Origin of the sequence: Streptoverticillium reticulum (genome assembly GCF_047456005.1) — a bacterium.
Lineage (GTDB): Bacteria > Actinomycetota > Actinomycetes > Streptomycetales > Streptomycetaceae > Streptomyces > Streptomyces reticulum.
Map to the genome: position 1 here is coordinate 5,239,365 of NZ_CP179755.1, position 24,001 is coordinate 5,263,365.

21 protein-coding genes and 3 tRNA genes are annotated in these 24,001 nt (G+C 72.1%); 8 read left to right on the plus strand and 16 right to left on the minus strand.

Features of this window, described 5'->3' with window-relative positions:
• The first annotated feature begins 51 nt into the window (after nt 1-51).
• From ACMATS_RS23960 to ACMATS_RS23975, 4 genes are all read left to right on the plus strand, one after another.
• A complete protein-coding gene (locus ACMATS_RS23960) occupies nt 52-831 on the plus strand; it encodes an HAD-IIA family hydrolase (protein ID WP_390781020.1) in 780 nt (259 codons plus the stop codon).
• A gap of 142 nt (nt 832-973) precedes the next feature.
• Nucleotides 974-1,624, plus strand: a complete 651-nt coding sequence (locus tag ACMATS_RS23965; protein ID WP_390781021.1) for a hypothetical protein — start codon at nt 974-976, stop codon at nt 1,622-1,624.
• Nucleotides 1,625-1,643: 19 nt separating this feature from the next.
• Nucleotides 1,644-2,327, plus strand: a complete 684-nt coding sequence (locus ACMATS_RS23970; RefSeq protein WP_390781022.1) for a class F sortase — start codon at nt 1,644-1,646, stop codon at nt 2,325-2,327.
• A gap of 173 nt (nt 2,328-2,500) precedes the next feature.
• Nucleotides 2,501-3,538 carry a glycoside hydrolase family 6 protein gene (locus ACMATS_RS23975; protein WP_390781023.1) on the plus strand — a complete coding sequence of 346 codons (1,038 nt, stop codon included), beginning with the start codon at nt 2,501-2,503 and terminating at the stop codon, nt 3,536-3,538.
• A 2-nt stretch (nt 3,539-3,540) separates the two neighbouring features.
• Here ACMATS_RS23975 and ACMATS_RS23980 read toward each other — a convergent pair whose 3' ends face one another.
• From ACMATS_RS23980 to ACMATS_RS23990, 3 genes are all read right to left on the minus strand, one after another.
• Complete coding sequence (locus ACMATS_RS23980) at nt 3,541-5,496, minus strand: galactose oxidase-like domain-containing protein (RefSeq protein ID WP_390781024.1); 1,956 nt, start codon at nt 5,494-5,496, stop codon at nt 3,541-3,543.
• Entirely contained in the window at nt 5,493-7,358 is a 1,866-nt protein-coding gene (locus ACMATS_RS23985; RefSeq protein ID WP_390781025.1) for a glycosyltransferase family 2 protein, read from the minus strand. The genes ACMATS_RS23980 and ACMATS_RS23985 overlap by 4 nt, the downstream gene beginning before the upstream one ends.
• A gap of 330 nt (nt 7,359-7,688) precedes the next feature.
• Nucleotides 7,689-7,762: transfer RNA gene (locus ACMATS_RS23990), tRNA-Lys, on the minus strand.
• Nucleotides 7,763-7,888: 126 nt separating this feature from the next.
• On the opposite strand from ACMATS_RS23990, the gene ACMATS_RS23995 reads away from it, so the two are divergent.
• A complete protein-coding gene (locus tag ACMATS_RS23995; protein WP_414168998.1) occupies nt 7,889-8,458 on the plus strand; it encodes a C40 family peptidase in 570 nt (189 codons plus the stop codon).
• Nucleotides 8,459-8,603: 145 nt separating this feature from the next.
• Nucleotides 8,604-9,194, plus strand: coding sequence for a lytic polysaccharide monooxygenase (locus ACMATS_RS24000; protein ID WP_414168999.1), 591 nt, complete (start codon nt 8,604-8,606; stop codon nt 9,192-9,194).
• A gap of 43 nt (nt 9,195-9,237) precedes the next feature.
• Here the strand turns inward: ACMATS_RS24000 and ACMATS_RS24005 are convergent, their stop codons facing one another.
• The 5 genes from ACMATS_RS24005 to ACMATS_RS24025 form a co-directional block, all read right to left on the minus strand.
• A complete protein-coding gene (locus ACMATS_RS24005; RefSeq protein WP_391151253.1) occupies nt 9,238-10,062 on the minus strand; it encodes a cytochrome c biogenesis CcdA family protein in 825 nt (274 codons plus the stop codon).
• Nucleotides 10,059-10,904: a DsbA family protein gene (locus tag ACMATS_RS24010; RefSeq protein WP_414169000.1), complete on the minus strand. Its 846-nt coding sequence runs from the start codon at nt 10,902-10,904 to the stop codon at nt 10,059-10,061. Before ACMATS_RS24010 ends, ACMATS_RS24005 begins: the two co-directional genes overlap by 4 nt.
• 91 nt (nt 10,905-10,995) lie before the next feature.
• Nucleotides 10,996-11,355 (minus strand): hypothetical protein, encoded by a 360-nt coding sequence (locus ACMATS_RS24015; protein WP_414169001.1) that lies wholly within the window; start codon nt 11,353-11,355, stop codon nt 10,996-10,998.
• A gap of 88 nt (nt 11,356-11,443) precedes the next feature.
• Nucleotides 11,444-11,517 (minus strand) — tRNA-Lys (locus ACMATS_RS24020).
• 76 nt (nt 11,518-11,593) lie between these two features.
• Nucleotides 11,594-12,352 carry an IclR family transcriptional regulator gene (locus ACMATS_RS24025; protein ID WP_414169002.1) on the minus strand — a complete coding sequence of 253 codons (759 nt, stop codon included), beginning with the start codon at nt 12,350-12,352 and terminating at the stop codon, nt 11,594-11,596.
• A gap of 349 nt (nt 12,353-12,701) precedes the next feature.
• Here ACMATS_RS24025 and ACMATS_RS24030 point away from each other — a divergent pair, with 349 nt between their 5' ends.
• Entirely contained in the window at nt 12,702-13,730 is a 1,029-nt protein-coding gene (locus ACMATS_RS24030; RefSeq protein ID WP_414170780.1) for an LLM class flavin-dependent oxidoreductase, read from the plus strand.
• Nucleotides 13,731-13,818: 88 nt separating this feature from the next.
• Here ACMATS_RS24030 and ACMATS_RS24035 read toward each other — a convergent pair whose 3' ends face one another.
• Nucleotides 13,819-15,588, minus strand: coding sequence for a putative bifunctional diguanylate cyclase/phosphodiesterase (locus ACMATS_RS24035; protein ID WP_414169003.1), 1,770 nt, complete (start codon nt 15,586-15,588; stop codon nt 13,819-13,821).
• A gap of 431 nt (nt 15,589-16,019) precedes the next feature.
• Here ACMATS_RS24035 and ACMATS_RS24040 point away from each other — a divergent pair, with 431 nt between their 5' ends.
• Entirely contained in the window at nt 16,020-17,240 is a 1,221-nt protein-coding gene (locus ACMATS_RS24040; RefSeq protein WP_390781140.1) for a M6 family metalloprotease domain-containing protein, read from the plus strand.
• A 64-nt stretch (nt 17,241-17,304) separates the two neighbouring features.
• Here the strand turns inward: ACMATS_RS24040 and ACMATS_RS24045 are convergent.
• The 7 genes from ACMATS_RS24045 to ACMATS_RS24075 form a co-directional block, all read right to left on the minus strand.
• Nucleotides 17,305-17,378 (minus strand) — tRNA-Lys (locus ACMATS_RS24045).
• A gap of 55 nt (nt 17,379-17,433) precedes the next feature.
• Nucleotides 17,434-17,979 carry a bifunctional DNA primase/polymerase gene (locus tag ACMATS_RS24050; protein WP_390781032.1) on the minus strand — a complete coding sequence of 182 codons (546 nt, stop codon included), beginning with the start codon at nt 17,977-17,979 and terminating at the stop codon, nt 17,434-17,436.
• A gap of 158 nt (nt 17,980-18,137) precedes the next feature.
• Nucleotides 18,138-18,506: a hypothetical protein gene (locus ACMATS_RS24055; protein WP_390781033.1), complete on the minus strand. Its 369-nt coding sequence runs from the start codon at nt 18,504-18,506 to the stop codon at nt 18,138-18,140.
• A 552-nt stretch (nt 18,507-19,058) separates the two neighbouring features.
• Complete coding sequence (locus ACMATS_RS24060; protein ID WP_390781141.1) at nt 19,059-20,408, minus strand: AAA domain-containing protein; 1,350 nt, start codon at nt 20,406-20,408, stop codon at nt 19,059-19,061.
• A gap of 8 nt (nt 20,409-20,416) precedes the next feature.
• Nucleotides 20,417-21,937, minus strand: a complete 1,521-nt coding sequence (locus tag ACMATS_RS24065; protein WP_414169004.1) for a hypothetical protein — start codon at nt 21,935-21,937, stop codon at nt 20,417-20,419.
• Nucleotides 21,934-23,076 carry a hypothetical protein gene (locus ACMATS_RS24070; protein WP_414169005.1) on the minus strand — a complete coding sequence of 381 codons (1,143 nt, stop codon included), beginning with the start codon at nt 23,074-23,076 and terminating at the stop codon, nt 21,934-21,936. Before ACMATS_RS24070 ends, ACMATS_RS24065 begins: the two co-directional genes overlap by 4 nt.
• Entirely contained in the window at nt 22,997-23,938 is a 942-nt protein-coding gene (locus ACMATS_RS24075) for a phosphatase PAP2 family protein (RefSeq protein ID WP_414169006.1), read from the minus strand. Before ACMATS_RS24075 ends, ACMATS_RS24070 begins: the two co-directional genes overlap by 80 nt.
• Between the last annotated feature and the right edge of the window lie 63 nt (nt 23,939-24,001).

Here is a 24,001-nt window from a genome sequence, read left to right on the forward strand (position 1 = left end):
CGAAGGACATAGGGTGAAGGTGTTACCCCACGTACCCACAGCGGGAGCGACATGGCAGAGCGCAAGCCGATCGAGTCCTGGCTCACCGACATGGACGGTGTGCTGATGCACGAGGGCATCCCGGTCCCCGGGGCCGACGCCTTCATCAAGCGGCTCCGCGAGTCCGGCAGGCCCTTCCTCGTCCTGACCAACAACTCGATCTACACCCCGCGCGACCTGCACGCCCGGCTCGCCCGGATCGGGCTCGACGTGCCCGTGCCGAACATCTGGACGTCCGCCCTGGCCACGGCCCAGTTCCTGGACGACCAGCGGCCCGGCGGCACGGCCTACGTGATCGGCGAGGCCGGTCTGACCACGGCCCTGCACGACATCGGCTACGTCCTCACCGACGTCGAGCCCGACTACGTCGTCCTCGGCGAGACCCGCACCTACAGCTTCGAGGCGCTGACCAAGGCGATCCGGCTGATCAACGCGGGTGCCCGGTTCATCGCCACCAACCCCGACGAGACCGGGCCCTCCGCCGAGGGCGCCCTGCCCGCGACCGGTTCGGTGGCCGCCCTGATCACCAAGGCGACCGGCCGCGAGCCCTACTTCGTCGGCAAGCCCAACCCGCTGATGATGCGGGCCGGGCTCAACGCCATCGGGGCCCACTCGGAGTCCAGCGCCATGATCGGCGACCGGATGGACACCGACGTGCTGGCCGGACTGGAAGCGGGCATGGAGACCTTCCTCGTCCTGACCGGGCTGACCCGGCCCGAGGAGGTCGAGCACCACCCCTTCCGTCCGTCCCGGGTGGTCGACTCGATCGCCGATCTCGTCGATCTGATCTGAGCGACAACGGGCGGAACAGGGCCCGTTCCGGTCGGGATTCTGAGCCGATCGGGCCCGATGATCGCCAAATGGAGCAATACGTCTACGGAGCGGATGCGCCGCGCTCGCCCGCCGGGTGAACCTCTGGAGCAGGAGGTTCACCATGGACTCATTCCGCATCGCCCTGTGCGGCGCCGTCACTGCTGCGGTGGCCGTCTGCACCGGATCCCTCTCCGCCGGACCGGCCCGCGCCGGCGACGGTCCGGCGACGATGTCGGGAACGATAGAGCTCACCCCCGTCTCCGCCCGCCCCGGCTCCGAGGTGCAGCTGCGCATCTCCGGCTGCCGCAGCGAGCGGGCCACGGCCACCTCCGAGGCCTTCGTCTCCGACGCCCGGCTGGCCAAGGACTCCGCCGGGCTGTTCGCCGAGGCGACCGTCCGGCAGACCGCCCGCGCCGGCACGTACCCGGTGAAGGTGATGTGCGACGGCTACAACTCGACCGCCCAGGGCCGGCTGACCGTCGTCCCCTACGGCCGTGACCTGCCCGAACCCCAGGCCGCCCCGCAGCCCCCCGAGCAGCGCACCGCCCCCGTCGTGCACGACGGGCTCGGCCCGCACGAGGCCCACACCCTGCCGAGCGGGCACTTCGCCTCGCCGGTCGCACCCGTCCCGGCGGGGGGCGGCGGCACCGCGCGCGTGGCCGTCCCGCAGCCGCCCGACACCCCCGGGCTGGTCCTCGCCGGCACCACGGCCGCCATCGCGGGCGGCCTGATCTGGTACCGCCGGCGCACCGACGGCCGGCAGCAGCGGTGAGAGAGGCGACCTGGGTGCCATGGAAGAACTGCGTACCGGGGGCGAACCGCAGACGACCGGCCGCGGGCGGCTGCTGACCGGCCTGGCCTGGGCGGCCCTGCTGGTGGCCCTGTGGCTGTGGGGCCGCGAGGCCACCGAGGTGCCGGCGTCGGTCACCCCCACCACGGGCGACGCCGCGGCCGCCGGCCGCCCGCCCGCACACCCCCTGCCCCCGGCCCGGGACCCCCTGCCCAAGGCGCGCCCGCGGGTCCTCGCCATCCGGGCCATGGGCGTCCGCGCCCCGGTGGAGGAGCGCGGGCTCACCCCGCAGGGCGCGGTCGAACCGCCGCCGTACAACCGGCCCGGCAGCGTCGCCTGGTACCGGGGCGGACCCCAGCCCGGAACCCTCGGCGCGGCCGTCCTCGTCGGGCACGTCGACACCGCGCACGGCCGCGCGGTCTTCGCGGGGCTCGGCGGCGTCCCGCGCGGCGAGACGATCACGGTCGAGCGCGCGGACGGCAGCACCGCCGAGTTCACGGTCGAGGACGTGGCGGTCTACACCAAGGACCGCTTCGACGCCGCCAAGGTCTACGGCCCACACGAAAAGGGCCGCGCCGAACTGCACTTGATCACCTGCGGCGGCACCTTCGACCGGGTGCGGCAGACGTACAGCGCCAACGTCGTGGTGTCGGCGTACCTGACCGGCGGCAGCGCACGGCCGTAGTCCCGCAGCCTGCAACGAGCGGAGAGATCCCAGTGGAACCACCGGCGAACACTCGCCCAACAGAGCGACTCCACGCCGTGTCCCGGCGGGAGCGCCCCCGGTCGCGGGCCGGACTGTGCGACCATGGACGAGGCACCTCCATCGGCTCCGGCGGTACACCCAAGGGGGAGTGGATGTACGGCGGCAACACCGGCCCACGGAGGGCCCTAGCGCTGACCGGCGCGGCAGTCGCGGTGCTTCTTCTGACGACGGGCTGTTCCTCCGAGGAGAAGACGCCGGCCGCGCAGAACGCCTCGGCGGCCATCCAGCCGCCCTCCCAACTTCCCAAGTCCCGCTCGCCGTTCTGGGTCAATCCGGACGCCACCGCGGCCAAGCAGATGATCCAGCTGCAGCAGTCCGGCAAGACGCAGGACGCCCGGCTGATCGCCAGGATCGCCGCGCAGCCGGAGGCCGAGTGGATCGGCGTGGACGATCCGGAGGGCCAGACCCGCGGCTTCACCGAGGCCGCCGCCAAGGCCGACCGCGACGCCCTGCTCGTGCTCTACAACATCCCGCACCGCGACTGCGGCCAGTACTCCCAGGGCGGCGCCTCCGACGGCGACTCCTACCGGGCCTGGCTGGACAAGGCCGTTGCCGGCATCGGGGACCGCCGGGCCACCGTCGTCCTCGAGCCCGACGCCCTGCCGCACATGGAGGACGGCTGCACCCCGAAGCAGTTCCACGAGGAGCGGTACGCGCTGCTCAAGGAGGCCGTCGGCAGGCTCAAGCGGCTGCCCGGGACCAAGGTCTACCTGGACGCGGGCAACCCCAGCTGGGTCACCCCCGCGGACCGGATGGCCGAGCCGCTCAAGCGGGCCGGCATCGACCAGGCCGACGGCTTCGCGCTCAACGTCTCCAACTTCCAGACCACGCAGGACAGCAAGGAGTACGGCCGGCAGCTCTCGGCCCTCGTCGGCGGCAAGCACTTCGTGATCGACACCAGCCGCAACGGCAACGGCCCGCTGTCCGGCGCCGATCACGAGAAGGCCTGGTGCAACCCGGAGGGCCGCGCCCTCGGCGAACCCCCGACGACGAAGACCGGTGACGCGCTGGTGGACGCCTACCTGTGGGTCAAGCGGCCGGGTGAGTCGGACGGTTCGTGCAAGGGAGGCCCGGGAGCGGGCCAGTGGTGGGAGGCGTACGCCCTCGAACTGGCCCGCAACGCGAAGTAGTCCTACTGGCCTTCGTCCTTGCTCACGTCCTTGACGGGGACCTTCAGCCACACCGCCTCGGACGGCGTCCCCTGGCCGTCGACCGCCTCCAGCATGTACCAGCCGGGCGGCACCAGGGACGGGTCCTTGGGCAGGGTGACCTTCACGCCGTCCTTGGTCTTCGTGAAGTCCAGGGCGATCGACCGCTGTTCCACATTGGTGACGTGGGTGAACGACCCCGGCCGGATCAGCCGCATCGTGCCGACCTCGCCGGAGGTCCGGTAGCTCGTGTCCTCGCCGAGTGCGACCGTCCGCGGGTCCCTGTCCTTGATCTCGGGGCGGATGGTGCGGAACAGGTACGGCGGGGTGTAGAGGTCGATCTCCTGCTGGAAGGTGCCGGGCCGGGTGTTGTCCGCGTCGCCGAAGAGCGAATCCGATCCGAAGGTCATCACCCGGCCGTCGGGCAGCAGCAGGGCGCCCGAGTGGTAGTTGCGCCCCACGAGCGGATCGGCCACCGGGCGGGTGGAGTTGCTCTTCGGGTCGTAGATCTCGGCGCTGAGGACGTTGGAGTCGCTACGGCCCCGGTAGCCGCCGGAGCCGTTCGTGGTCAGCACGGTGTCGTCGGGCAGGATGACGCTGCTGGGGTAGCGCACCTTGGCGTAGAGGTCGGGGCCGTCGTGGAAGCGCGGTGTGGTGTCGTGCAGGTCCACGATCCGGGTCCTGGCCGTGGACTTGCGGTCTTCGCCGACGCCTCCGCCGCCCAGCACCATGTAGCGCTGGTTCTGCGCGGGCGGCAGCAGCACCGACATGGAGGTCTCCAGGACGTCGGGGTCGCTGATGCCGGGCACCTCGGTGAACTGGTTGGTCTGCACGTCCCAGAGCCCGGGCGTGCGGCCCTCGTTGGCCGGTCCGTACCCGGCGTTGGAGCCGGTGTAGAAGATCCGGCCCTTGTCGGTGAGGAACAGGGCGGGATAGGTGGGGAAGAACCGCTGCGTGGGCAGATAGCTCCACTTCTTGGATTTCGGGTCGTAGATCTCGTTCTTCCCGGGGACGACCTGGCCGATCTCGTCCAGGCCGGAGACGGAGAGGACCTTGCCGTCCTGGAGCGTGGTGAGTGTGGGATACCAGCGGGCCTCTGCCATCGGGTCGACCGTGAGGTAGCGCTCGGCCACCGGGTCGAACTCGTAGGCGTCCTTGATGCCCTGGAAATCCTTCTTGTCGAAGGACAGCTTGTTGGCGATCCCGTAGAAGTTCTGCGCGTCGGTGCCGGAGAGGCCCTCGATGCGGTAGTTGTCCGTCGCCCCCGTCTCGTATTCCTGGCCCTTCTCCAGGGCCTCCACATAGACGCGCGCGGTACTGCCGGTGACGGTCACCTTGCCGTCCTTGTCCTGGTCCTTCTTGGCGCGCGGGACGAGAATGGCGTCCTTCGACTCGAAGGTCTTGTGGCTCGCCCTGCCGGTGAAGCGCGTCCCGGCGGGGAACGTCATCGGCTTGTCGGGGTTCTCGTTGTGGATGATCATCAGGCCGCCGGCCTTGGTGACATCGCCCTCCAGCTTCTCGTAGCGCTGGGTGCCGCCCGCCACCAGGAGGTTCCCGTCGGGCAGTTGGGTGTGCCCGGCGCAGAAGAGGTCCTTCGGGGTGGGGATGTTCTTGAAGGTGTTCGCCTTCGGGTCCCACAGGACCGAGCGGAACGACTTCGCCTTGAAATTGGCGGCGTTGTTGCCGGAGCCGGCGACCAGCAGCACCTTGCCGGTGTGCAGCAGGGCGGCGTGGATCGTGTTGATGCGGTACTGCTTGGGGACGTCCACCTCGTCCCAGTGGCCGTTCTTCGCCTTGTACTCGGGCTTGTTGATTTTGTAGGCGTAGTACTGGTCGGAGGCGTACCCCCAGATCGCCGGGCCGTTCATGCCCGCCAGGGCGCACACGACCACCGCGCCGATCGCCGTGCGGCGGGTGCGGCGGCTGAACCGGTATCTCATGACTGCTGCGCCCCCTCGGGGTGCTCGGGCGTGCGGCGCAGGGTCCAGGCCCAGGCGGCGATGGGCGCCACGGTGATCAGTACGGCGAGGGCGGCCCAGGTGCGCATGGCCACATGGGTGTGGCCGAGGAAGAAGGAGGCCACCAGCGAACCGCCGAAGACCGCCAGGAAGAACAGATGGATGCGGAAGGTGCCGAAGAGGGTGTCGGGGCTGGCGGAATCGCCTTTCGGGGTGACCACGAACCGGCTCTTGCGGCGCAGCACCGCATCCGTCAGCGAGCGTGCGTAGATCGGGGCGGAGAGCGCGGACATCGCCATGCCGGCCAGCCCGCCGGAGCCCTCGGGCTCGTGCGGGGAGACGTTGTGCCGGCGGTTCCAGATGTAGAGCCCGATCTGCAGGGCGGCCGCATCGCTGTAGAGCATCATCCAGACCTCGGAGTTGATCTGGATGCCGGAGGCACCGAGTCCGAGGAAGAGGGCGCAACTCAGGGCGCCGAGCATCCAGTTGATCGCGGTCATCGGATAGTAGATAACCATCAGCGTGTAGTTCAGGAATGCGCCCGGGCGCAGGGTGAAGGGCCCCTTCCAGTACTGCTTGAGGATGGTCTCGTAGGTGCCCCGGGACCAGCGCAGCTGCTGGGTGAAGAAATCCGTCCAGGCGTTCGGCCCTTCTCCCACGGCGAGGACGTCCGGGGTGTAGACCGAGCGCCACTTTCTGCCCGTCGCGGGATTGCGGTGCCGGTGCAGCTCGAAGCCCGTCGCCATGTCCTCGGTGATCGAGTCGTAGAGCCCGCCGATCCCCTTGAGCGCGCTGATGCGCACGGCGTTGTTGGTGCCGACGAACATGGGGGTGCCGTAGCGGTTGCCCGCGCGCTGGATGAGGGCGTGGAAGAGGAACTGCTGGCTTTCCGCGGCCTTGGTGACGGCCGCGTCGTAGTTCCCGTACACCTGCGGTCCAACGACAAAGGCGACATCCGGGTCACGGAAATAACCGAGCATGCGCTCCAGGAAGTTGGGCAGCGGCACGTGGTCGGTGTCCACGGAGGCGAAGAAGTCGTAATGCTCTCCGTGGGCGTCCAGCCAGGCGTTGTAGTTCCCGTGTTTGGTTCTTGCGCGGTGCGGGCCTTTCGGCCTGTTCCACTTCTCCACGCCCTTGCGCGTGAAGTGGTGCACCCCGAGGCGCTTGCAGACGTCCTTCACCTCGGGGTCGTCGCCCTCGTCCAGCAGCCAGACGTCGAGCGGGCCGCGGTGGCGCACCCGGACCGCGGCCTCCAGGGTGCGCGTCACCATCGCGATCGGCTCCTTGCCGGGCACGAAGGAGGTGAGGAAGGCGACCTTGGTGCCGGTCTGCGGCACTACGGGTATCGGGTCGCGGGCCACCAGGGTGGCGTGGGCGTTGGACGTGACGTTCAGGGTGCGGAACAGCTCGATCAGGCCGATCGACACCAGCATCACCGTGTCCAGCACGCGCATGAGCGCGGTGGCGTTGTCCCGGTGGGTCCAGTGCGCGGGCTGCATCAGCCACAGCAGCAGGGCCAGCGAGACGACCGGGGCGGCGCCCAGCAGCAGCGCCGCCTTGATCCGGTGCGGCTCGTCGGCCAGCAGACTGCGGTAGCGGACCCGGTACGGGACGCCCTCGGGAGGCTGGGTCAGCGGGCCGGCCAGGCGGCTGTAGTGCTCGTAGTCGTAGCGCGGGCGCGTCCGCCCCGGGTGGCGGCGGGCCGGCGCCGGGACGACCGCTCCGGTGACGGTCCGCCGGGTGTCGGGCGCGGTGGCCCGACTGGTCGGAACGGGGACCCGCACGCGCGGAATCGCTTTCGGCGGCGTCTCCTGATGCCTGGAGTCGGCAGGCGTAGATGTCATGAATCGTCCCCCCGCACGCATGCTGACTGCGTGTGCGCTGCAGTTCACGGGGCCCGGCCGGCCCCCCTTGACCGAGCGCGGGCGTGCGTCGGTGCCGGCTCCCTCCGGCACCACCCAACTCACTGGTCAGACAGTGATATTGGGGGTGTTGCTGTTCAGGTCAGGATCTCGGACCGTCAGTCATGATCGCAAGGGTGAAACAAGGTGGTTACCGGGCAAAGCGGTACGGTCGAACAGAGAAACGCACGAACATGCAGAAGCATCGCGCGCACACCTGGACGGGAACGACTCAGGGCTCCTCACCGATGGTGAGGAGCCCTGAGTCTCGCGTGCGCCGCCAGGGACTCGAACCCCGGACCCGCTGATTAAGAGTCAGCTGCTCTAACCAACTGAGCTAGCGGCGCCTGCTGACAGAGAGAACTTTACAGGACTCCGGAGGGTGCTCCCGACCACCCCGGCAGGCCGTACGCCGGTATTTGTGTCGTAATGGCTATTGATCTGCGGTTTGTCGCAGGAAAGGCAGCGAGGAGATGCCCGACCGGATACCCGACGACGATCACCCCTCCCACCAGGGACGATGCACCCTGCGCGGGGCCCTGGTGGCGGTTGTCGGGGCCGCGGTGATCGTCGGTACGGCCGCTGCGGTCCCGGGCGCCCTGGCGGATCCCCCCGATCCCGCGGCGAACGAGGACGCCCCGGCGGAGGCGGTCGCGGACGGGGGTGCGGGGGCGCGGGGGCTGGAGCCCGCGGTGGCCTTCGCGATGGGCCATGTGGGCGATACGTACGCCCTGGGGGGCGACGGCCCGCACCGCTGGGACTGCTCGGGGCTGGTCCAGCAGGCCTACCGCCGGGCGGGCGTCCGGCTGCCGCGGATCGCGGCCGACCAGTACCGGGCGACGTCCCGGATCTCGCGCAAGGCGCTGCGCCGCGGCGACCTGGTCTTCTGGTCCTCCGACGGCCGGGCGTCCGGCATCCATCACGTCGGGGTCTATCTGGGCGGGGGCCGCTACATCGAGGCGGCCCGGCCGGGGACGAAGGTACGGATCTCGGCCTTCTCCCGCTACAGCCCGAATCTTTACGGGCGGCCGGTGGCCAGGTGAGCGTGCGGCCGGGCCTGCGATCGGGCCTGCGGCCGGGCATGTGATTGGCCTGGACATGACTATTGGCCGGTACTAGCCTCCGTATTGGTCTGGACCGCTCATCCCACACGACCCACGAACCCCCCACGTTCGAGGAGTGCTCAGCATGCGCAAAAAGATCAGTGCGGTGGTCATCGGCTTGGGCATCGCCTGCGTGTCCGCCCTCTCCACCGGCAGCGCCGTCGGTCACGGCTACACCGACGCGCCCACCAGCCGCCAGGCGTTCTGCGCCAACGGCACCGTCCAGAACTGCGGCGCGATCCAGTGGGAGCCGCAGAGCGTCGAGGGCCCCAAGGGCTTCCCGGACTCCGGCCCCTCCGACGGCACACTCTGTGCCGGCGGCAACAGCCGCTTCGCCGAGCTCGACGACCCGCGCGGCGGAAACTGGCCGGCCACCACGGTCACCGCGGGCCAGAACTTCAGCTTCCGGTGGCGGCTCACCGCCCGCCACGCCACCACCGACTTCCGCTACTACCTCACCAACAGCACCTACGACCCCACCAAACCGCTCACCCGGGACGAGCTCGACCCCGAGCCCTTCCTCACGGTGCCCTACGACGGCCGTATCCCGGACGCCACCGTCACCCACGACGGTGTCGTCCCCGCCGGGAGAACCGGCAAGCAGCTGATCCTCGCCGTCTGGACGATCGCGGACACCGGCAACGCGTTCTACGCCTGTTCGGACGTCCAGTTCTGAACCGGTACCGGGGGCGGGCGGAACGGCCCCCGCCCCCGGTACCTCACTCGTCCGGGTCGCGCTTCAGCGCGATCCGCGCCAGGATGCCCGCGACCACCAGCGCGACCACCGCCAGCAGGGCGTAGTCGGGCACGGCGTTGCCCGCCTTCGAGGCGAACTCCTCCAGCCTGAACTCCTGATCGGCGTTCAGAATGCCGGGCAGTCCGGTCGTCCCGTCGTATACGAGGAACAGGACGCCGATGCCGATGAAGAACAGCCCTGACACCAGCGACGTCGTGTGCAGCCGCAGCCGTCCCACCCGGAACTCCCGCCCCCGCAGCCACCGTCGGCCGCCGAGCTGGAAGCGGTCCCAGAAGAGGGCGAGGACGAACAGCGGCAGCGCCATGCCCAGGGCGTAGACGGCGAGCATCGACGCCCCGTACACCGGGTTGCCGTGCACGGCCGTCACGGTCAGCACCGCGCCCAGGATCGGCCCGGCGCAGAAGCCGGCCAGCCCGTACACGCAGCCCAGCAGGAACGTCGACGCGGCCGACCGCGGGGTGATCCGCCCTGCCGCCTCCTGGGCCTTCTTCGAGGCGAAGCCCAGGCCCAGGATCTGGGCGAGGCCCAGGGCCACGACGATCCAGCCGCCGGCCGTGATCAGCACGTCGCGGTGCCCGTTGAAGAGCCGGCTCGCGGCGGTGGAGGCCGCGCCGAGCGGCACGAGCGTGGTGGCCAGCCCCAGGTAGAAGACGCCGGTACGGGCCAGCAGCCGGCCGGGGGTGGCGAGCGAGTAGGCGAAGAACGCGGGCAGCAGCAGGGCGCTGCACGGGCTCAGCAGGGCGAGGGCGCCGCCGAGGAACGCGGCGAGGTAGCCGATGTCGCTCACTTGCCCGGCTTCCCGTCGCCGGCCTGTGCCTCCTTGGCCGCCTTGGCCTGCGCGATGACGTCCTCGAAGGCCGACATCGGCTGCGCGCCCGCGAGGGGACGGCCGTTGACGAGGAAGGACGGGGTGCTCTGCACGCCGATGGCGTAGCCCTGCTCCTGGTCCTTCTTGACCGCGGCCTCGGCGGCGGAGCCGTTCATGTCCGTGCGGAACCTGTCGAGGTCGGCGACGCCGGCCGTGCGGGCCATGTCGACGAGCTTGTCCTCGGCGAGCGCGTCGCCCTTGCGGAGCTTGGCGAAGAGCTCGTCGTGGAAGGCGTGGAACTTGCCCTGCTGCCCGGCGGCCCAGGAGGCGCGGGCGGCGCGCACGGAGGGGTCGCCGAAGATCGGGAAGTTGCGGAACTCGATGCGCAGGACGCCGGTGTCCACGTACTTCTTGATCAGCTCGGGCTGGGTCTCCCGGGTGAAGCGGCCGCAGAAGGAGCACTGGTAGTCGGCGTACTCGACGAGCACGACCGGGGCGTCCGCCTTGCCGAGCGCGAGCGGGTCGCCGTCCTGGCGGCGGGCGCTGGCCTTGTCGTACTGGTCGTAGGCCTTCTGCTGCGGATCGTTCGCCGCACCGGAGGCCGCGGAGGGCTCGCGCTTGCCGGAGCCGCCCGTGCTCTTGCCGATCGCGATGCCGGCGGCGGCGACCGCGACGACCAGGGCGACGATCGCGCCGATGGCGGCGATGCGACGGGCGGGCTTGGCGGGCTTGCCGGGCTTGGTGCTCTTGGCGTTCTTGGCGTTCTTGGCGGTTTTGGTGTTCTGCGTGTTCTGAGCGTTCTTGGGCGGGCGTGCGGACATGGGCGGGGAACTCCCTGGGACGTACGGAATCTGGGCATGCCGGGGCACGGCCGGGCGCTCGCGCGGGGGAGCGGGCCGTGGCGGGGCGGGTCTAGATCCGTAGGACGGGGAGCAGCTCGGAGCAGCCTGCGACCGGCGCGGGCGGGGCACGGGGCGCGGTGGCCTTGGGCGCAGGCGCCTGGGGGAGGGGCGTGCGCGCGGTGCCGGGGGCGGTGAGCGGGTCGGCCGAGCCGTGGGCGACGGCGACTTCCGCGCCCTTGATCGGCACGTCCTGCTGACGGCAGTTGTTGTGGTCGGCCTGCGGGGCGGACGCCATCTGCGCGCCGGTCTGCGTCTGTGCGGGCGGGACGGTCGCGCCCGTCGCCCCGCCGCCGCAGAGGGCCGGGCCGAAGACGACGGCGAGGAGGAGGACGAGCACGGAGACCGCCGGCGTGCGGTACCGCTGCGGCATCTGCCTCCTCCTCCCGTCCCGTTCCCGGCCGCATTCCCGGCCGAACGAAGAAGGCCCCTCGCCGGAACGAGGGGCCTTCTTCAGTCTGTGCGCCGCCAGGGACTCGAACCCCGGACCCGCTGATTAAGAGTCAGCTGCTCTAACCAACTGAGCTAGCGGCGCTTGCTGACGAGGTAAATACTACCTGGTCCGAACGGGTGCTCTGAACCACCCGTTCCGCGGCCCCTCCGGACCCCGCTCAGAGGGCCATCGACAGCAGCATCGGCGCCGCGTGCCGGTTGAGCGCCTCGGCCGCCTGGCGCAGCCGGTGCGCGTGCTCCAGCGGGAGCGAGAGCGCCAGGGATCCCACCGCGCGCCCGGCCGTTATCGGGACGGCGGCGCAGACGGTGCCGAGCGCGTACTCCTGGAGGTCGAGCACGGGGACGCTGGCGGGCTGGGCGTCGAGCCTGCGGAAGAGCAGCTGCTCGCTGGTGATCGTCCGGGAGGTGAGCCGGGCGGTGCGGTGCCGCGCGAGGTGGTCGCGCCGATCGTCGTGGTCGAGCTGGGTGAGCAGGCACTTTCCGGCCGCCATGGCGTGGGCGGCGGAGCGGAAGTCGACCCACTCGTTGACCTTGGGAGTGCGCGGGCCGTCCGCGTACTGGGTGATCGTGATTTCGCCGTCGACGTAGCTGCTCAGGTAGACGGCGGCGCCGAGGGTGTCGCGCAGCACGGACAGCGACCGCTGGAGTCTGGCCTCCAGGGCCTTCGTGCGGTCGCGGCCCGCGGTGAGCAGGGGTACCGCGTCGCCCGTGACGTAGCCGCCGTCGGCGGTGCGCTCCACGTACTCCTCGTGCCGCAGCATCTGCAGGAGGTGGGCGAGGTGACCGCGGGGCAGCCCGGTCTCGCGTGCGATCTGTGACTCGCTGACGCCTCCGGTGTATTTGGCGACGGTCTCCAGCACGCGCAGCGCGTACTGCACCGAGTGGAACGGTGCGGTCGGGTCGGGCCTGAGCGCCACGGTCTCCCCCTTGCGGTTTTCCTGCGGGTGTCCCCGGTTGTCGCCCTCCCCACGATAAGGGCGAAAGGGCCTGCACGGAGAGGGTGTTGAGCAGAATCCCGGCTTGGTCCGTACCCCTGTCCTGGACCGTCGGACCTTGGCATATGCCGTAGTCGTAGGCGGCCGCGCGGGAATAACCGGAGAACGGCTCCGGTTGGTTGCGGCGACGGCGCACACGCGCGCGGAGACGACCGCAGGGAGGCGGGCCACCGTGGCCGACGCACAGGAGAACGTTCAGGGCGTTTCGGATGTTCAGGATGTTCAGGACGGGACCGTCCGGGCGAGGCCCCGCGGCAGCGCTCCCGTCCCCCTGTCCGTACTGGACCTGGCGACCGTCGGCAGCGGCCGCACCGCCCGGCAGGCGCTCGGCACCACGGTCGAACTGGCCCGCCTCGCCGAGCGCCGCGGCTACCACCGCTTCTGGGTCGCCGAGCACCACTCCATGCCGGGGGTGGCCAGCTCCTCGCCGGCCGTCATCCTCGCCCACCTCGCCGCCCACACCGACCGCATCCGCCTCGGCTCCGGCGGGGTGATGCTGCCCAACCACGCGCCGCTGGTGATCGCCGAACAGTTCGGCACCCTCGAGGCCCTCGCCCCCGGCCGCATCGACCTCGGCCTCGGCCGCGCCCCCGGCACGGACGGCGCGACCGCGGCCGCCCTGCGCCGCACAGACACGCTGCAGGAAGGCGCGGACGACTTCCCCCAACAGCTCTCCGAACTCACCCGCTTCCTGGACGACGACTTCCCCGACGGCCACCGCTTCGCCCGCATCCACGCCGTGCCGGGCCCGGTCCAGGGCCGGGTGCCCGGCGGGGTGCAGCGCGCCGACCGCCCGTCGGTCTGGCTGCTCGGCTCCTCGGGCTTCAGCGCCCGCCTGGCCGGCCTGCTCGGCCTGCCGTTCTCCTTCGCACACCACTTCTCGGCCGCGAACACGGTTCCGGCGCTGGAGCTGTACCGCGAGTCCTTCCGCCCGTCCGAGGTCCTGGACCGCCCCTACGCCAAGATCGGCGTCCAGGCCTTCGCCGCGGACGACGCCCGCGAGGCGCACCGCCAGGTCATGACGGGCGCACTGGCGATGCTCCGCCTGCGCAGGGGCCGCCCCGGCCTGGTCCCCACACCGGAGGAGGCGGAGACGTACGCCTTCACCCCGGCGGAGAAGGAGTTCGTGGCGGACTGGCTGCGCAATGTGGTGTACGGCACGCCGGACGAGGTACGGGAGGGGCTGAACGCACTGGTGCGCCGGACGGGCGTGGACGAGCTGATGCTCACCTCGAACGTGCATGGGGCGGAGGCGCGGGTGCGGAGCCTTGAGCTGATCGCGAATATGTACGAAATGTAGAGTTCCCCGCGCCCCGTAAGGGGCGCGGGGAACTGCGCGAGCAACTGCGCGAGCAACCAAGGACGACCCGCAGCCGAGTACCGACCGCTCAGGCCCCGAGCAACTCCGAGATCCGCTCGGCCGGCACCGGCCGCGAATAGAACCACCCTTGCCCGGTATCGCACCCCATCCGCCCCAGGCGCTCAGCCTGCTCCGCACTCTCCACGCACTCCGCCGTCACCGTCAGCCCCAACCGGTGCGCCAGTTGCACCAGCGCCTCCACGATCGCCTCGTCCGCGGGATTGCGGCCGTGCACGAACGTGCCGTCCAGCTTGAGCGCGGACACCGGCAGTCGGCTGAGGTAGGCGAGGTTGGAGTACCCCGTCCCGAAGTCGTCGATGGCGATGGCGACGCCCATGTCGCTCAGCTCCCGCAGCTGCTGCAGTGGCCGCCCGGTCGTGCCCATCACGGCCGACTCGGTGAGTTCCAGCTGCAGCAGGCGCGGCGGCAGCCCGGTCTCGGCGAGGGCCGTGGCCACGTCCGCGACCAGGTCGGAGTCCCACACCTGACGCACCGCCACGTTGACGCTGACGACCAGCGGCGGCCCGTCCGGCCGCTCCAGCTGCCAGCGCCGGGCCTGGCGGCACGCGGTCGCCAGCACCCAGCGGCCCAGCGGGACGATGGCGCCGGTCTCCTCCGCGAGCGTGATGAACCGGTTCGGTCCGAGCGTGCCGAACTGCGGGTGGCACCAGCGCACCAGGGCCTCCACCCCTCGTACGACGCCGTCGGCCAGTCCCACCAGCGGCTGGTACTGCAGCGCGAACTCGCCTCGCTCGACGGCGGGGCGCAGCGTGCGGGAGAGCGCCTGCCGATTCATCCGGTGGGCGTTGCGCTCGGGGTCGAAGAGGGTCCAGCGGGCCTTGCCGTCCGCCTTGGCCCAGTACAGCGTGGTGTCCGCGGCCTGCATCAGCTCGGTGGCGTGCGTCCCGGCGGCCGGGCGCTCGACCACGCCGATGCTCGCCGACACCGACAGCTGCTGTCCGGCCACCTCGAACGGCCGCTGCAGGGCGGCCTGTACGGCCACGGCGAGGTCGATCAGCTGCTGGGTGCCCGCGGACTCCTCGACCAGGAGGGCGAATTCGTCGCCGCCGAGCCGGGCCACGAGGTGCCCGCCCGGTGCCGCGCAGGCCGCGAGCCGGTCGGCCACGGCGATCAGCAGCCGGTCGCCGGCGCCGTGGCCGAGGGTGTCGTTGACGGCCTTGAAGCCGTCCAGGTCGAGGTAGCACAGGCCGATCCGGCCTGTGCTACCTGTTCCGCCCGTTCTGCCCGTTCCGCCCGGCAGGGTCGGCAGGGCCGAGGCGGCGGCCAGTGCTCCGGTCAGCCGCTCGAAGAACAGGCTCCGGTTGGGCAGCCGGGTCACCGGGTCGTGCATCCGGACGTGCCGCAGCCGGGCCCGCAGGTCGCGCCGGTCGCTCACGTCCGCGACCGACAGCAGCGCGTCGTGGCTCTCGGGCAGCGGGGTGACGGTCACCTCGGCCCACAGTCCCCGTCCGCCGGACTGTCTCAACCGCCGGGTGCAGTGCAGGCGGTCGCGGCGGCCCAGCAGCACCTCGCGGTACTTCAGCCAGGTCCGGGTGTCGTCGCGCAGTCCGGTGAACTCGGCGGCGGGGGAGTCCTGGAGCCGGGCGGGGTCGGTGCCCAGCAGGACGCCGAGGGCGTCGTTGGCGGTGCGTACGAGGCCGTCGCGGCCGACGACGGCCATGCCGAGGTGCGCGGCTCGGAAGGCAGCCCGGAATTCCTGGGGGGTCAGATTACGTTGCGTGACGACTGGCGGCATGGTGCCGGGGGTACCGCCCTGGCCGTCGAGGGGTCCGCTCACCGCTCGCTCCCGCGTGGCATCGGGGTCCGCACTGCTGGAGTGCAGGGGTCTTCGAATCGTGTGCGTGGGTCGTACGAGTGGTCGAAATGGGGCTGAATGGCCGTCTGTAGGGGGGTTTCCGTGCTGGAAATGTGGCGATCATAGGGCTCGCATCGGGCCCGTTCCAGCGGCCCGCCCGCGAGCGGCGGTGCCGCCGGCCATGCGGTGACCGATTCCGTTCTTCCGTGCCCGCCCATGCGCACTCATGTCCGGAGCTGCATGACAGTGGCTTCCCGATTGACTGACCGTGACTGAGTGTGATGTACCCAGAAGTCGGCTTAGTCACTCGACTGGGGTAGTGAAACGGGGCATAACACCGCAAATAACAAGAGGGTGGTGGAGGTCTCCCGAATCCGTCCCCGGAGGTCGACGTGGTGCGTCCGCAGACACCCATGGGAGTGGACCGGCCCCGGCTGCGTCGCGCCGGGGCCGTGATCACTTCCCTGTGTGCGATCGCCACGACGATCGCGACCGGGCCCGCGCACGCCGTGGGGCCCGGCGGCCCGTGCGCGCTGCCGCGCAGCGAGGCCCATCACTCCGAGGGGCTCGACACCTGGAACCCGGCCTTCCCGCGCCCGGTCGGCCGGCTCGACGCCGTGATGGTCTTCCTGTCCTTCCCGGACTCCCGCCCCTACGTCACCCCGGAGCGGCTCGCGGCGGACCACTTCCCCGGCACCTCCCGCTTCTTCGAGCGGGCCTCCTACGGGCAGTTCTCGCTGCGGGTCCACCCGCTGAAGAAGTGGATCCGCATGCCCCGGCCCTCGGTCGACTACCGCATACAGCGCGACTGGGACGGCGACCTGCGCTCCGCCTACCTCAAGGACGCCATTGCCGCGGCCGACGGCGAGGTGGACTTCAGCCGCTACGGGCTCGTCTACCTCGTGGCCGATCCCGACGCACCCGGCGTGGACTCCGATGCCACCAAGGTGGTCAATCTTGACCAGCCGATCCATGTCGACAACACCGACCTGCGCCGCGTCGTCACCGTCTTCGAGCACCACCCGCCGGACCGCAACGTCCTCGCCCATGAGACGGGCCACGCCCTGGACCTGCCCGACCTCTACCACCGGCCCGTGGACGGCAAGGGCGACTGGGACACCCACGTCGGCGACTGGGACCTCATGGGCAGCCAGTTCGGGCTCGCCTCCGACCCCTTCGGCTGGCACAAGTGGAAGCTGGGCTGGCTCACCGCCCGGCAGGTCGACTGCGTCCTCGGCCGGGGCAGCACGCTGCACACCCTCCAGCCGGTCGAGGCCCCGATGGTGCCGGGCACGGACCCGCGCACCCGGCTGGTGGTGGTGCGTACGGGCCTGAACAGCGCGATCGTCGTCGAGGCGCGGGGCGCCTCCGGCAACGACGCCTCCACCTGCACCGAGGGCGTCCTGGTCTATCGGGTGCGCAGTGACGTTCCTTCGGGCAGCGGGCCGATCCAGGTGCTGGACGGTCACCCGGGGCGGCAGGCCTGCTGGGGCGAGTCCGTCAATCCGCAGCTGGCGGACGCGCCGCTCGGCGTGGGCGAGACGCTGGCGGCCGAGCACGCGGACGGCGTCGAGGTGAGCGTCCGGGCGCGCACGGCGGGCGGCGCCTGGACGGTCCGGGTGCGGCGGGAGTGACGCGGGGCGGAAGGAAAAGAAAGAAGGCCCCCGCACCGGAGTGCGAGGGCCTTTCTTCTGTCTGTGCGCCGCCAGGGACTCGAACCCCGGACCCGCTGATTAAGAGTCAGCTGCTCTAACCAACTGAGCTAGCGGCGCCTGCTGACGTGGAAGACTTTAGCACCCGGATCCGGTGGAAAGAAAATCCGGATGTTTAAACCGCTGCGCGAGCGGCTCGGACGCAGGCCCAGAGCAGCACGTCGGGCCCCGGGAGCCAGGGGTCCCGGGTCTCCGGGGCGACCAGCCAGCGGGCGGCGGGAGGCACGGGCTCGGTCTCGTCCGCCGGGAACAGCGGGGGGACGGCCACCGTGTCACCCGTGCCGTGGCACAGCAGCGGGGGCACCCGGCGGTCGCGGCCTCCCCACTCCTCCCAGCTCAGCAGCGCGGGCAGCCGCTGGGCGGTGCCGGGGGCGGCGAAGAGCAGCAGCCGGCCGCGCTGGGCCGCGACCGGTCCGGAGCCCGGCCCGGCCGCCCACAGCCGGTCCAGCACCCGGCGCCCGAAGAGCGCGGGGGTGCCGATCACGTCGAACGCGGTGCCGCAGGGGAGCACGACCGAGGACCCCGGGCTCTCGGCCCACAGGGCGTGGACGCTGCGCGGGAACCTGCTGGCGGAGGCGAGCCAGTCGGCACCGGCCAGGGTGACCCGGGCGGCGACCGGTGCGGCGTACGGGGGGCGCGGCGAGTGCTCTCGGGAGGTCATGGGTCCCATGATCTGCGTCACAGGCCCGGCCCCCGGGTGCTTGCCCGAATCCGGGACAGGGCGGCGGACGGTGCGCTACCTTGTGCGCCGCATATGCCAGCGGCCCATGGTCCCCGGACCCCGGGCCGCACTCGTCCCGCCGGGCGGCTGCTCGGCCGCTACTCGACCACGCTGCCGTCGCGCAGCAGCCCGCGGCCGAATTCCACCATCTTTCTGGTGTAGTCCTCGCTCCACTCGGCGCGCTCCGCGATCACGGCCGTCGGCAGCCGGTCGAAGCGCCGGGGGTCGGCGAGCTGGGCCGCCGCGACCGCCTGGTACTCGGTCGCACGGTCGGCCGCCGCGCGGAAGGCCAGCGCCAGCTCGGTGGAGCGGGCCAGCAGTTCGCGCGGGTCCTCGATCGATTCGAGGTCGAAGAAGTGTTCGGGATCGGTGACGGCCTCGGGCGGCTCGAAGAGCAACTGGGCGGGCTTCAGACGACGCGGACCACTGCCGTCACGCGCGCCGGGAGCCTGCTTCGGCTCGCACATGTACATACCTCCAGGATCGTCTGCACCGCCATCCATTCTCCTGCGTCGTGCAAGGGGGCCGTCGAGCAGGGCGGTTCCCTCGCGGGGCGCAGGACCGCCGCCGTACCGGAGCTGCCGTGCACCCGGCGGGGCGCGGGGAACTGCGCGACCGGCCATCGACGGCCTGCAGCCGGCGCACCACCCAGGGGGTCCGGGGCGAAGCCCCGCCCCCTCACGGCGGTGTCCACCGCACCCGGTGTTCGCCGAGGTGCGCCAGCACCGCATGGTTGGCCTCCCACCCGTCCGGGCTGTATCCCATGGCCGCCTCCGGCGGCGTGCCGGGCTTCGCCCGGCATTCGCTGGTACTGCCCAGGCGAGTGTGGAGCCGCCCGACGGCCCCCGCCTCAAGGGCGCCAGTGCACACGGTGCTCGGACCAGTGCTGCCACGTGGCGAACATGGCCTCCCACCCGTCCGGGCTGTATCCCATGGCCGCCTCCGGCGGCGTGCCGGGCTTCGCCCGGCGTTCGCTGGTACTGCCCAGGCGAGTGTGGAGCCGCCCGACGGCCCGCGCCTCAAGGGCGCCAGTGCACACGGTGCTCGGACCAGTGCTGCCACGTGGCGAACATGGCCTCCCACCCGTCCGGGAACTTCACCGTGACGCCCAGCTGCACCGGCTCCGTCGACGGGTGGTCGTCGAGCAGGCGGTCGACGCCCGCCCGGCACACCACCACGCACGCGTGCCGGTGGCGCGAGGCCAGGACGCACAGCCGGCCCGTCTCCAGGTGGAAGGCCGTGGCGTCCGGGCGGCCCGACAGCGGGTGCAGCACGACCGTCACGTCGAACTCCCGGCCCTGGAGCCGGTTGGCGGTGTCCACCGTGACGCCGTGGACCCCGAGCTCCGCCAGTGCCGCGCGCACGGCCGCCGCCTGGTCGCGGTGGGCCGTGCCCACCGCGATCCGCTCCGCCGTCAGCGGCACCGGGTCCGGCGAGCGCTCGCTGGTCGTCGCGCCGCCCCGGTCCAGCAGCCGCCGGACCACCAGGGCCACCGCGCCCACCGCCTCCGGATCCGTCCGCGGCGTGTGGCGCGCGGGCAGTTCCAGGAGGCCCCAGCCCGACTCCGCCGCCTCGTCCAGCACCCGGTCCGGGCCCGAGCCGTCGGACGGCACCCCGAAGGCCAGCCGCCGGTCCCCGTGGTCCGTGCCGCTGCGGAAGGGCGTGTACGGGTAGAAGGCGTCCGACACCAGCGGCGCGGCCGAGGCGGGCAGCCGCCAGGACACCGGCAGCCGGTGCTGCGGCAGACCGGGGTTGTGGGCCAGCAGCGTCGTCACCGCGCTCGCCGACGGGTCGTACGACAGCCCTGCCCACTGGGCCGAGCCCTCGGGCCCGACCACGCTGAACGGATCCAGCTGGCCCGGGTCGCCGACGAACAGCGCCCGCTCGAAGAGACCCGCCACGGCCAGCAGCGCGTCCGAACGCATCTGGTACGCCTCGTCGACGATCGCATGCCCCCACGGCTCCTCGACCTTGGTGTGCGCCCACTTCGCGGCCGTGGAGACCACGACGTCCAGCCCGGCCAGGTCCGCCGCCTTCGCGGACGTCACCACCGAGTCCACGTCGGCGAGCGCCGGGTCGTACGGACGGCGCTCGTTGCTGTGCAGTCGGCCGACCGGCAGCCCCGGCTCCGCCTCGGCCAGGCGCAGCACCAGGTCGTCGACCTGGGCGTTGGTCTGCGCGACGACCATCAACGGGCGCCCGGCGGCGGCCAGTTCGCGGGCCGCCCGGACGACGAGCGTGGACTTGCCCGCGCCGGGCGGGGAGTCCACGACGACGCCGCGGTGCGGGCTGTGCAGGGTGTCGTGCAGGATCGCCCCGGTGGCCTCGGCCGCCGCCTTGGCCGGGTCGAAGGCGCGTCCGCGCGCCATGCGTACGCTCACAGCCGGTCCTCCGCGGTCACGGGGTCGGGGGCGTCGGGCGGTGCCGCCGGGCCCGGGGGGCCGCCGTGGGTCCAGGGCGTGCGCTCGGGATCGGGCAGTTCGGGGCCGCCCCGGGGCGCGTGCTCGAAGAGCGTCCAGCAGACCCGGTCGCCCTTCTCCGGCACCGAACCCGGCTCGGGGACCTTGCCCCGGCCCATCCCGCCGGTCAGCCGCACGGTCGGCGCGCCGTCCGGCCCGTACGACACGAACTCCCCGGCCTGGGCACGGCCGTCGGGCAGCGCCCGGTACAGCTTCACGCCCTCGGCGAGGTGCGGGGCGTCCTCCGTGCGCACCGTGACCAGGGGGCGCGGGCGCGGGACCTTCGCCTCCGAGTACTCCATCACCACCTCGGTGACCTCTCCCGCGAAGGCCTCGCCTGCCAGCCGCCGTTCGGCCATCACCAGCGGATCGTCCAGCGCCTCCTGGGCGTCCAGCTGCGCCAGCGCGCTCTCGCGCGCGGCGAGCTTCCGGGCCGCCGTCACCGCGTCGTCCCGCCGGGGCTGCGGGGGTTCGCCCGCGCGGATGCGGTCGCGGTGCGCGGTGTACGACCAGCGGTCCCGCCTCCAGCGGTCGGCGACCCGGGCACCCTCCGGGAGGGCGCGCAGCAGGTCGATGCCGCGCCACATGGCGTCCCACGTGGGCCGGAGCTGGGAGGCGAGGAGCTCGCGGATCTCCTCCTCGGCGGCGGACCGCTGTGCCGCGGTGCGCGCGAGGTCGTGGCGCGAAGCGGCGGGCGCCAGACGTTTGTTGTCGAAGACCGGATCCGTGGCGGGCCCGGCCGGGGGGTGGCGGAGGAGCCCGTCGGGGCCGCGCTCCGTCTCCGCGCGCAGGGCCGCCGCAGCACCCGTCGTCCCCGGCGGGGGATCGATCCAGGCGAGCAGCGCGCCGAGGTGCTGGTCCTCCAGGCGGCTCTGGCCCGTCGCCCAGTGCCGGCCCAGCAGGTGCGTCATCGGCAGCAGCAGGGACGCTCCCGGCACCCGGGCCCGCTCCCCGACGTGCGTGAGCCACCGGCCCAGCAGCGGGACGCGCGGGGGCGCGGGGTACGGGGTCTCGGGATCCTGCTCGGCGGTGCGGCGGAAGCGCATGGAACGGCCGAGCAGGCGGACGTACTCCACGCCGGGCGCGTTGGGCACGAGGATCTGCGGCGCATCGGAGCAGGGCTCCTCGCCCTCACCGCCGCCCTCGCCGCCGTCCTCTTCGCCGTACTGCTCGATGTACGGCAGCATCACGTCGGCCAGTTCGGCGAGGAACGCGAACCGCAGGTCCCTGTCGCGCGGTTGGGGAACGGCCAGCAGCCGCGGGGCGTCCCGCTCGGTCCCGACCAGTGCGCCGAGCGGCGCACCCGCTTCACCGGCGGTGGTGAACAGCACGAGAACGAGCGGCCGCTCGGAGAGATACCGATGCCGCACGGTGGCAAGCGGCTGCGCCTTGCCGGCGTGAACGGCTTCGATGCGGGCGAGGGTGGTGAGGAGGCTCATACGAGCTCCTCCGCACTGCTGAGCGCCTCAGCTCGCAGCCCGGCGGCACGCCGCAACGCGGCAACGACCGGATCCCCCACCTCGCCCGGTGCAGCGCCGACGGCAGCGCCCCGCACCGCCTCGACGGTCGTCAGGTCCCCCAACTCCGCCCGCAGTCCCCGCCCGAGCACTGCCACAGCCCCCTCCTCCCGTGCCCGTTCCCGGCAGTGGAAGGCGAGCTCGCAGGCCGCCAGGCACTCCGGCGCGTACGCCGCCTCGACCGCGCCCACCGCCTCGGCCAGCTCGGCCGGCGGCCGGTCCGTCGCGAACGAGAGGCCGGGCGGCAGTGCGGCGGCGATGTCCGCCACCCGCTCCAGCCGGGTCAGCTGGCGCCGTGTGGCGGCCAGTTGGCGGCGGACGTCGACGAGTGCCGCGGCCGGCAGATTGGAGAAGTCCTTCGGGCAGACCAGGAGCGCCTCCGGGCGGACGCGCCCGCCGAGGGCCTCCAGCGCGAGCGCGTACACCGCGGCCTGCCGCGCCGCGGCGCCGACCTTGGCGGAGTCCGCCGCCCCGTCGACCATGGCGAAGGACTTGATCTCCACGACCGTCCAGTCCCCGTCGGGATGGACGATCACCGCATCCGGCTCCAGGAAGGCGGGCGTCCCGGCGACGGTCAGGCTCAGCATCGGGTGGTCCAGCAGCGCCCAGCGCCCCGCCTCCGTGGCCTCGCGGAGGGCCAGGGCCGTCCGTGCCGTGCGGCCCTCGGGGCCGGCAGCCGACAGGTCGGGCACGTCCACGGCATCCGCCTCCGGCGGCTCCGCCCCGGGCAGCCGGCCGCACAGCAGCCGTACCAGCTCCGCCCCGCCGTCGCCCTTCACCCGCGCTTCGAAGGCGTGGCCGCGCACGAACGCGAACTGGGACTGTCCGAACGTCGCCTGAGCCCCCAGCGCCCGAGCCAACGAGGCCTTGTCCACCCCGGCACCGTCGAGCAGGGCCCGGCGACGGCAGCCGGGGTTGGCGGCCAGGGCCGCCAGTGCGCGGGCGTCCAGAGGGCGCTGCGCGGCCTCCGGGCCGCGCAGCTCAGCGAGCTGCCGTCGCAGCGTCGTCGGTGCGGCTGTCTCCGGCCTCGCCCCGGGCCGGCTGTCGAGGGATCTGGTCACTGGCGTCCGCCTCGCGAAGTCGGTGCGCTGTATCCGCCGTACGCGCCGCAGTCTCGCATCCGCCACTGACAACCGCGGGCACCTCACGGCTTTCCGCGCCGTCCGGGCCGGTGAAGCGGGCCCGGATGCGGCCGGCGAGGCGCAGTGCGGGCCGGGACAGGAGGTAGCCGACGCCCATGACGGCCGCGCCGGCGACCGCGTCCAGGAGGTAGTGGTTGGCGGTGCCCATCACCACGAGGGCGATGGCGAGCGGGTAGACCGCACCGGCGGCCTTCGCCCAGACGCTGCGCGCGTGCCGCCAGAGCACGGCCCCGCACCACAGGGCCCAGCCGACGTGCAGGCTCGGCATGGCCGCGTACTGGTTGGTGAACCCGCCGAGTCCGCGCGGGGCGCTCGCGTCGCCGCCCCACCAGCCGTACGAGCCGTACTGGGCCATCGTGTCGACGAACCCGTAGCCGGCCTCCAGCAGCCGGGGCGGGCAGGTGGGCAGCAGGGTGAAGCCGATGAGGCCGATGAGGGTGGAGATCATCAGCCAGGTCCGCAGCCGGCGGTAGTGCTCCTGCCGACGCCGGAACAGCCAGATCAGGATGGCGGGCGTGAGCAGGTAGTGCAGGGACGCGTAGGCGAAGTCGGCGGGTATGCCGAGCGCGGGGTGGTCGGTGAAGAGCCGGTTGAGCGGGGGCTCGATGTTTATTCGGAACGTTTTTTCAAGGTCGAGTATCGACAGCCCGTGGTCGACCGCCGTCTGCACGTCCCCCCGCACCAGCAGCCGGCCTGCCGAGTACAGGCCGTAGACGACGGCTATCAGGGGCAGCTCGGTCCACCAGCGCGGCCGCTTCCCGAGTGGTGCGGTGCGGTACATCCGGACGCTCTCCATGTTGTTCAGGCGGCCAACAAGCGGACATGCAACCGTACGGTGTACGCC

What these genes read in the sequence shown, in the direction of transcription:
- ACMATS_RS23960 (WP_390781020.1), top strand. Translation starts at nt 52, where the DNA reads ATGGCAGAGCGCAAGCCGATCGAGTCCTGGCTCACCGACATGGACGGT.
- ACMATS_RS23965 (WP_390781021.1), top strand. Translation starts at nt 974, where the DNA reads ATGGACTCATTCCGCATCGCCCTGTGCGGCGCCGTCACTGCTGCGGTG.
- ACMATS_RS23970 (WP_390781022.1), top strand. Translation starts at nt 1,644, where the DNA reads ATGGAAGAACTGCGTACCGGGGGCGAACCGCAGACGACCGGCCGCGGG.
- ACMATS_RS23975 (WP_390781023.1), top strand. Translation starts at nt 2,501, where the DNA reads ATGTACGGCGGCAACACCGGCCCACGGAGGGCCCTAGCGCTGACCGGC.
- ACMATS_RS23980 (WP_390781024.1), bottom strand. Translation starts at nt 5,496, where the DNA reads ATGAGATACCGGTTCAGCCGCCGCACCCGCCGCACGGCGATCGGCGCG.
- ACMATS_RS23985 (WP_390781025.1), bottom strand. Translation starts at nt 7,358, where the DNA reads ATGACATCTACGCCTGCCGACTCCAGGCATCAGGAGACGCCGCCGAAA.
- ACMATS_RS23995 (WP_414168998.1), top strand. Translation starts at nt 7,889, where the DNA reads ATGCCCGACCGGATACCCGACGACGATCACCCCTCCCACCAGGGACGA.
- ACMATS_RS24000 (WP_414168999.1), top strand. Translation starts at nt 8,604, where the DNA reads ATGCGCAAAAAGATCAGTGCGGTGGTCATCGGCTTGGGCATCGCCTGC.
- ACMATS_RS24010 (WP_414169000.1), bottom strand. Translation starts at nt 10,904, where the DNA reads ATGTCCGCACGCCCGCCCAAGAACGCTCAGAACACGCAGAACACCAAA.
- ACMATS_RS24015 (WP_414169001.1), bottom strand. Translation starts at nt 11,355, where the DNA reads ATGCCGCAGCGGTACCGCACGCCGGCGGTCTCCGTGCTCGTCCTCCTC.
- ACMATS_RS24040 (WP_390781140.1), top strand. Translation starts at nt 16,020, where the DNA reads ATGGGAGTGGACCGGCCCCGGCTGCGTCGCGCCGGGGCCGTGATCACT.
- ACMATS_RS24050 (WP_390781032.1), bottom strand. Translation starts at nt 17,979, where the DNA reads ATGACCTCCCGAGAGCACTCGCCGCGCCCCCCGTACGCCGCACCGGTC.
- ACMATS_RS24055 (WP_390781033.1), bottom strand. Translation starts at nt 18,506, where the DNA reads ATGTGCGAGCCGAAGCAGGCTCCCGGCGCGCGTGACGGCAGTGGTCCG.
- ACMATS_RS24060 (WP_390781141.1), bottom strand. Translation starts at nt 20,408, where the DNA reads ATGGCGCGCGGACGCGCCTTCGACCCGGCCAAGGCGGCGGCCGAGGCC.
- ACMATS_RS24065 (WP_414169004.1), bottom strand. Translation starts at nt 21,937, where the DNA reads ATGAGCCTCCTCACCACCCTCGCCCGCATCGAAGCCGTTCACGCCGGC.
- ACMATS_RS24075 (WP_414169006.1), bottom strand. Translation starts at nt 23,938, where the DNA reads ATGTACCGCACCGCACCACTCGGGAAGCGGCCGCGCTGGTGGACCGAG.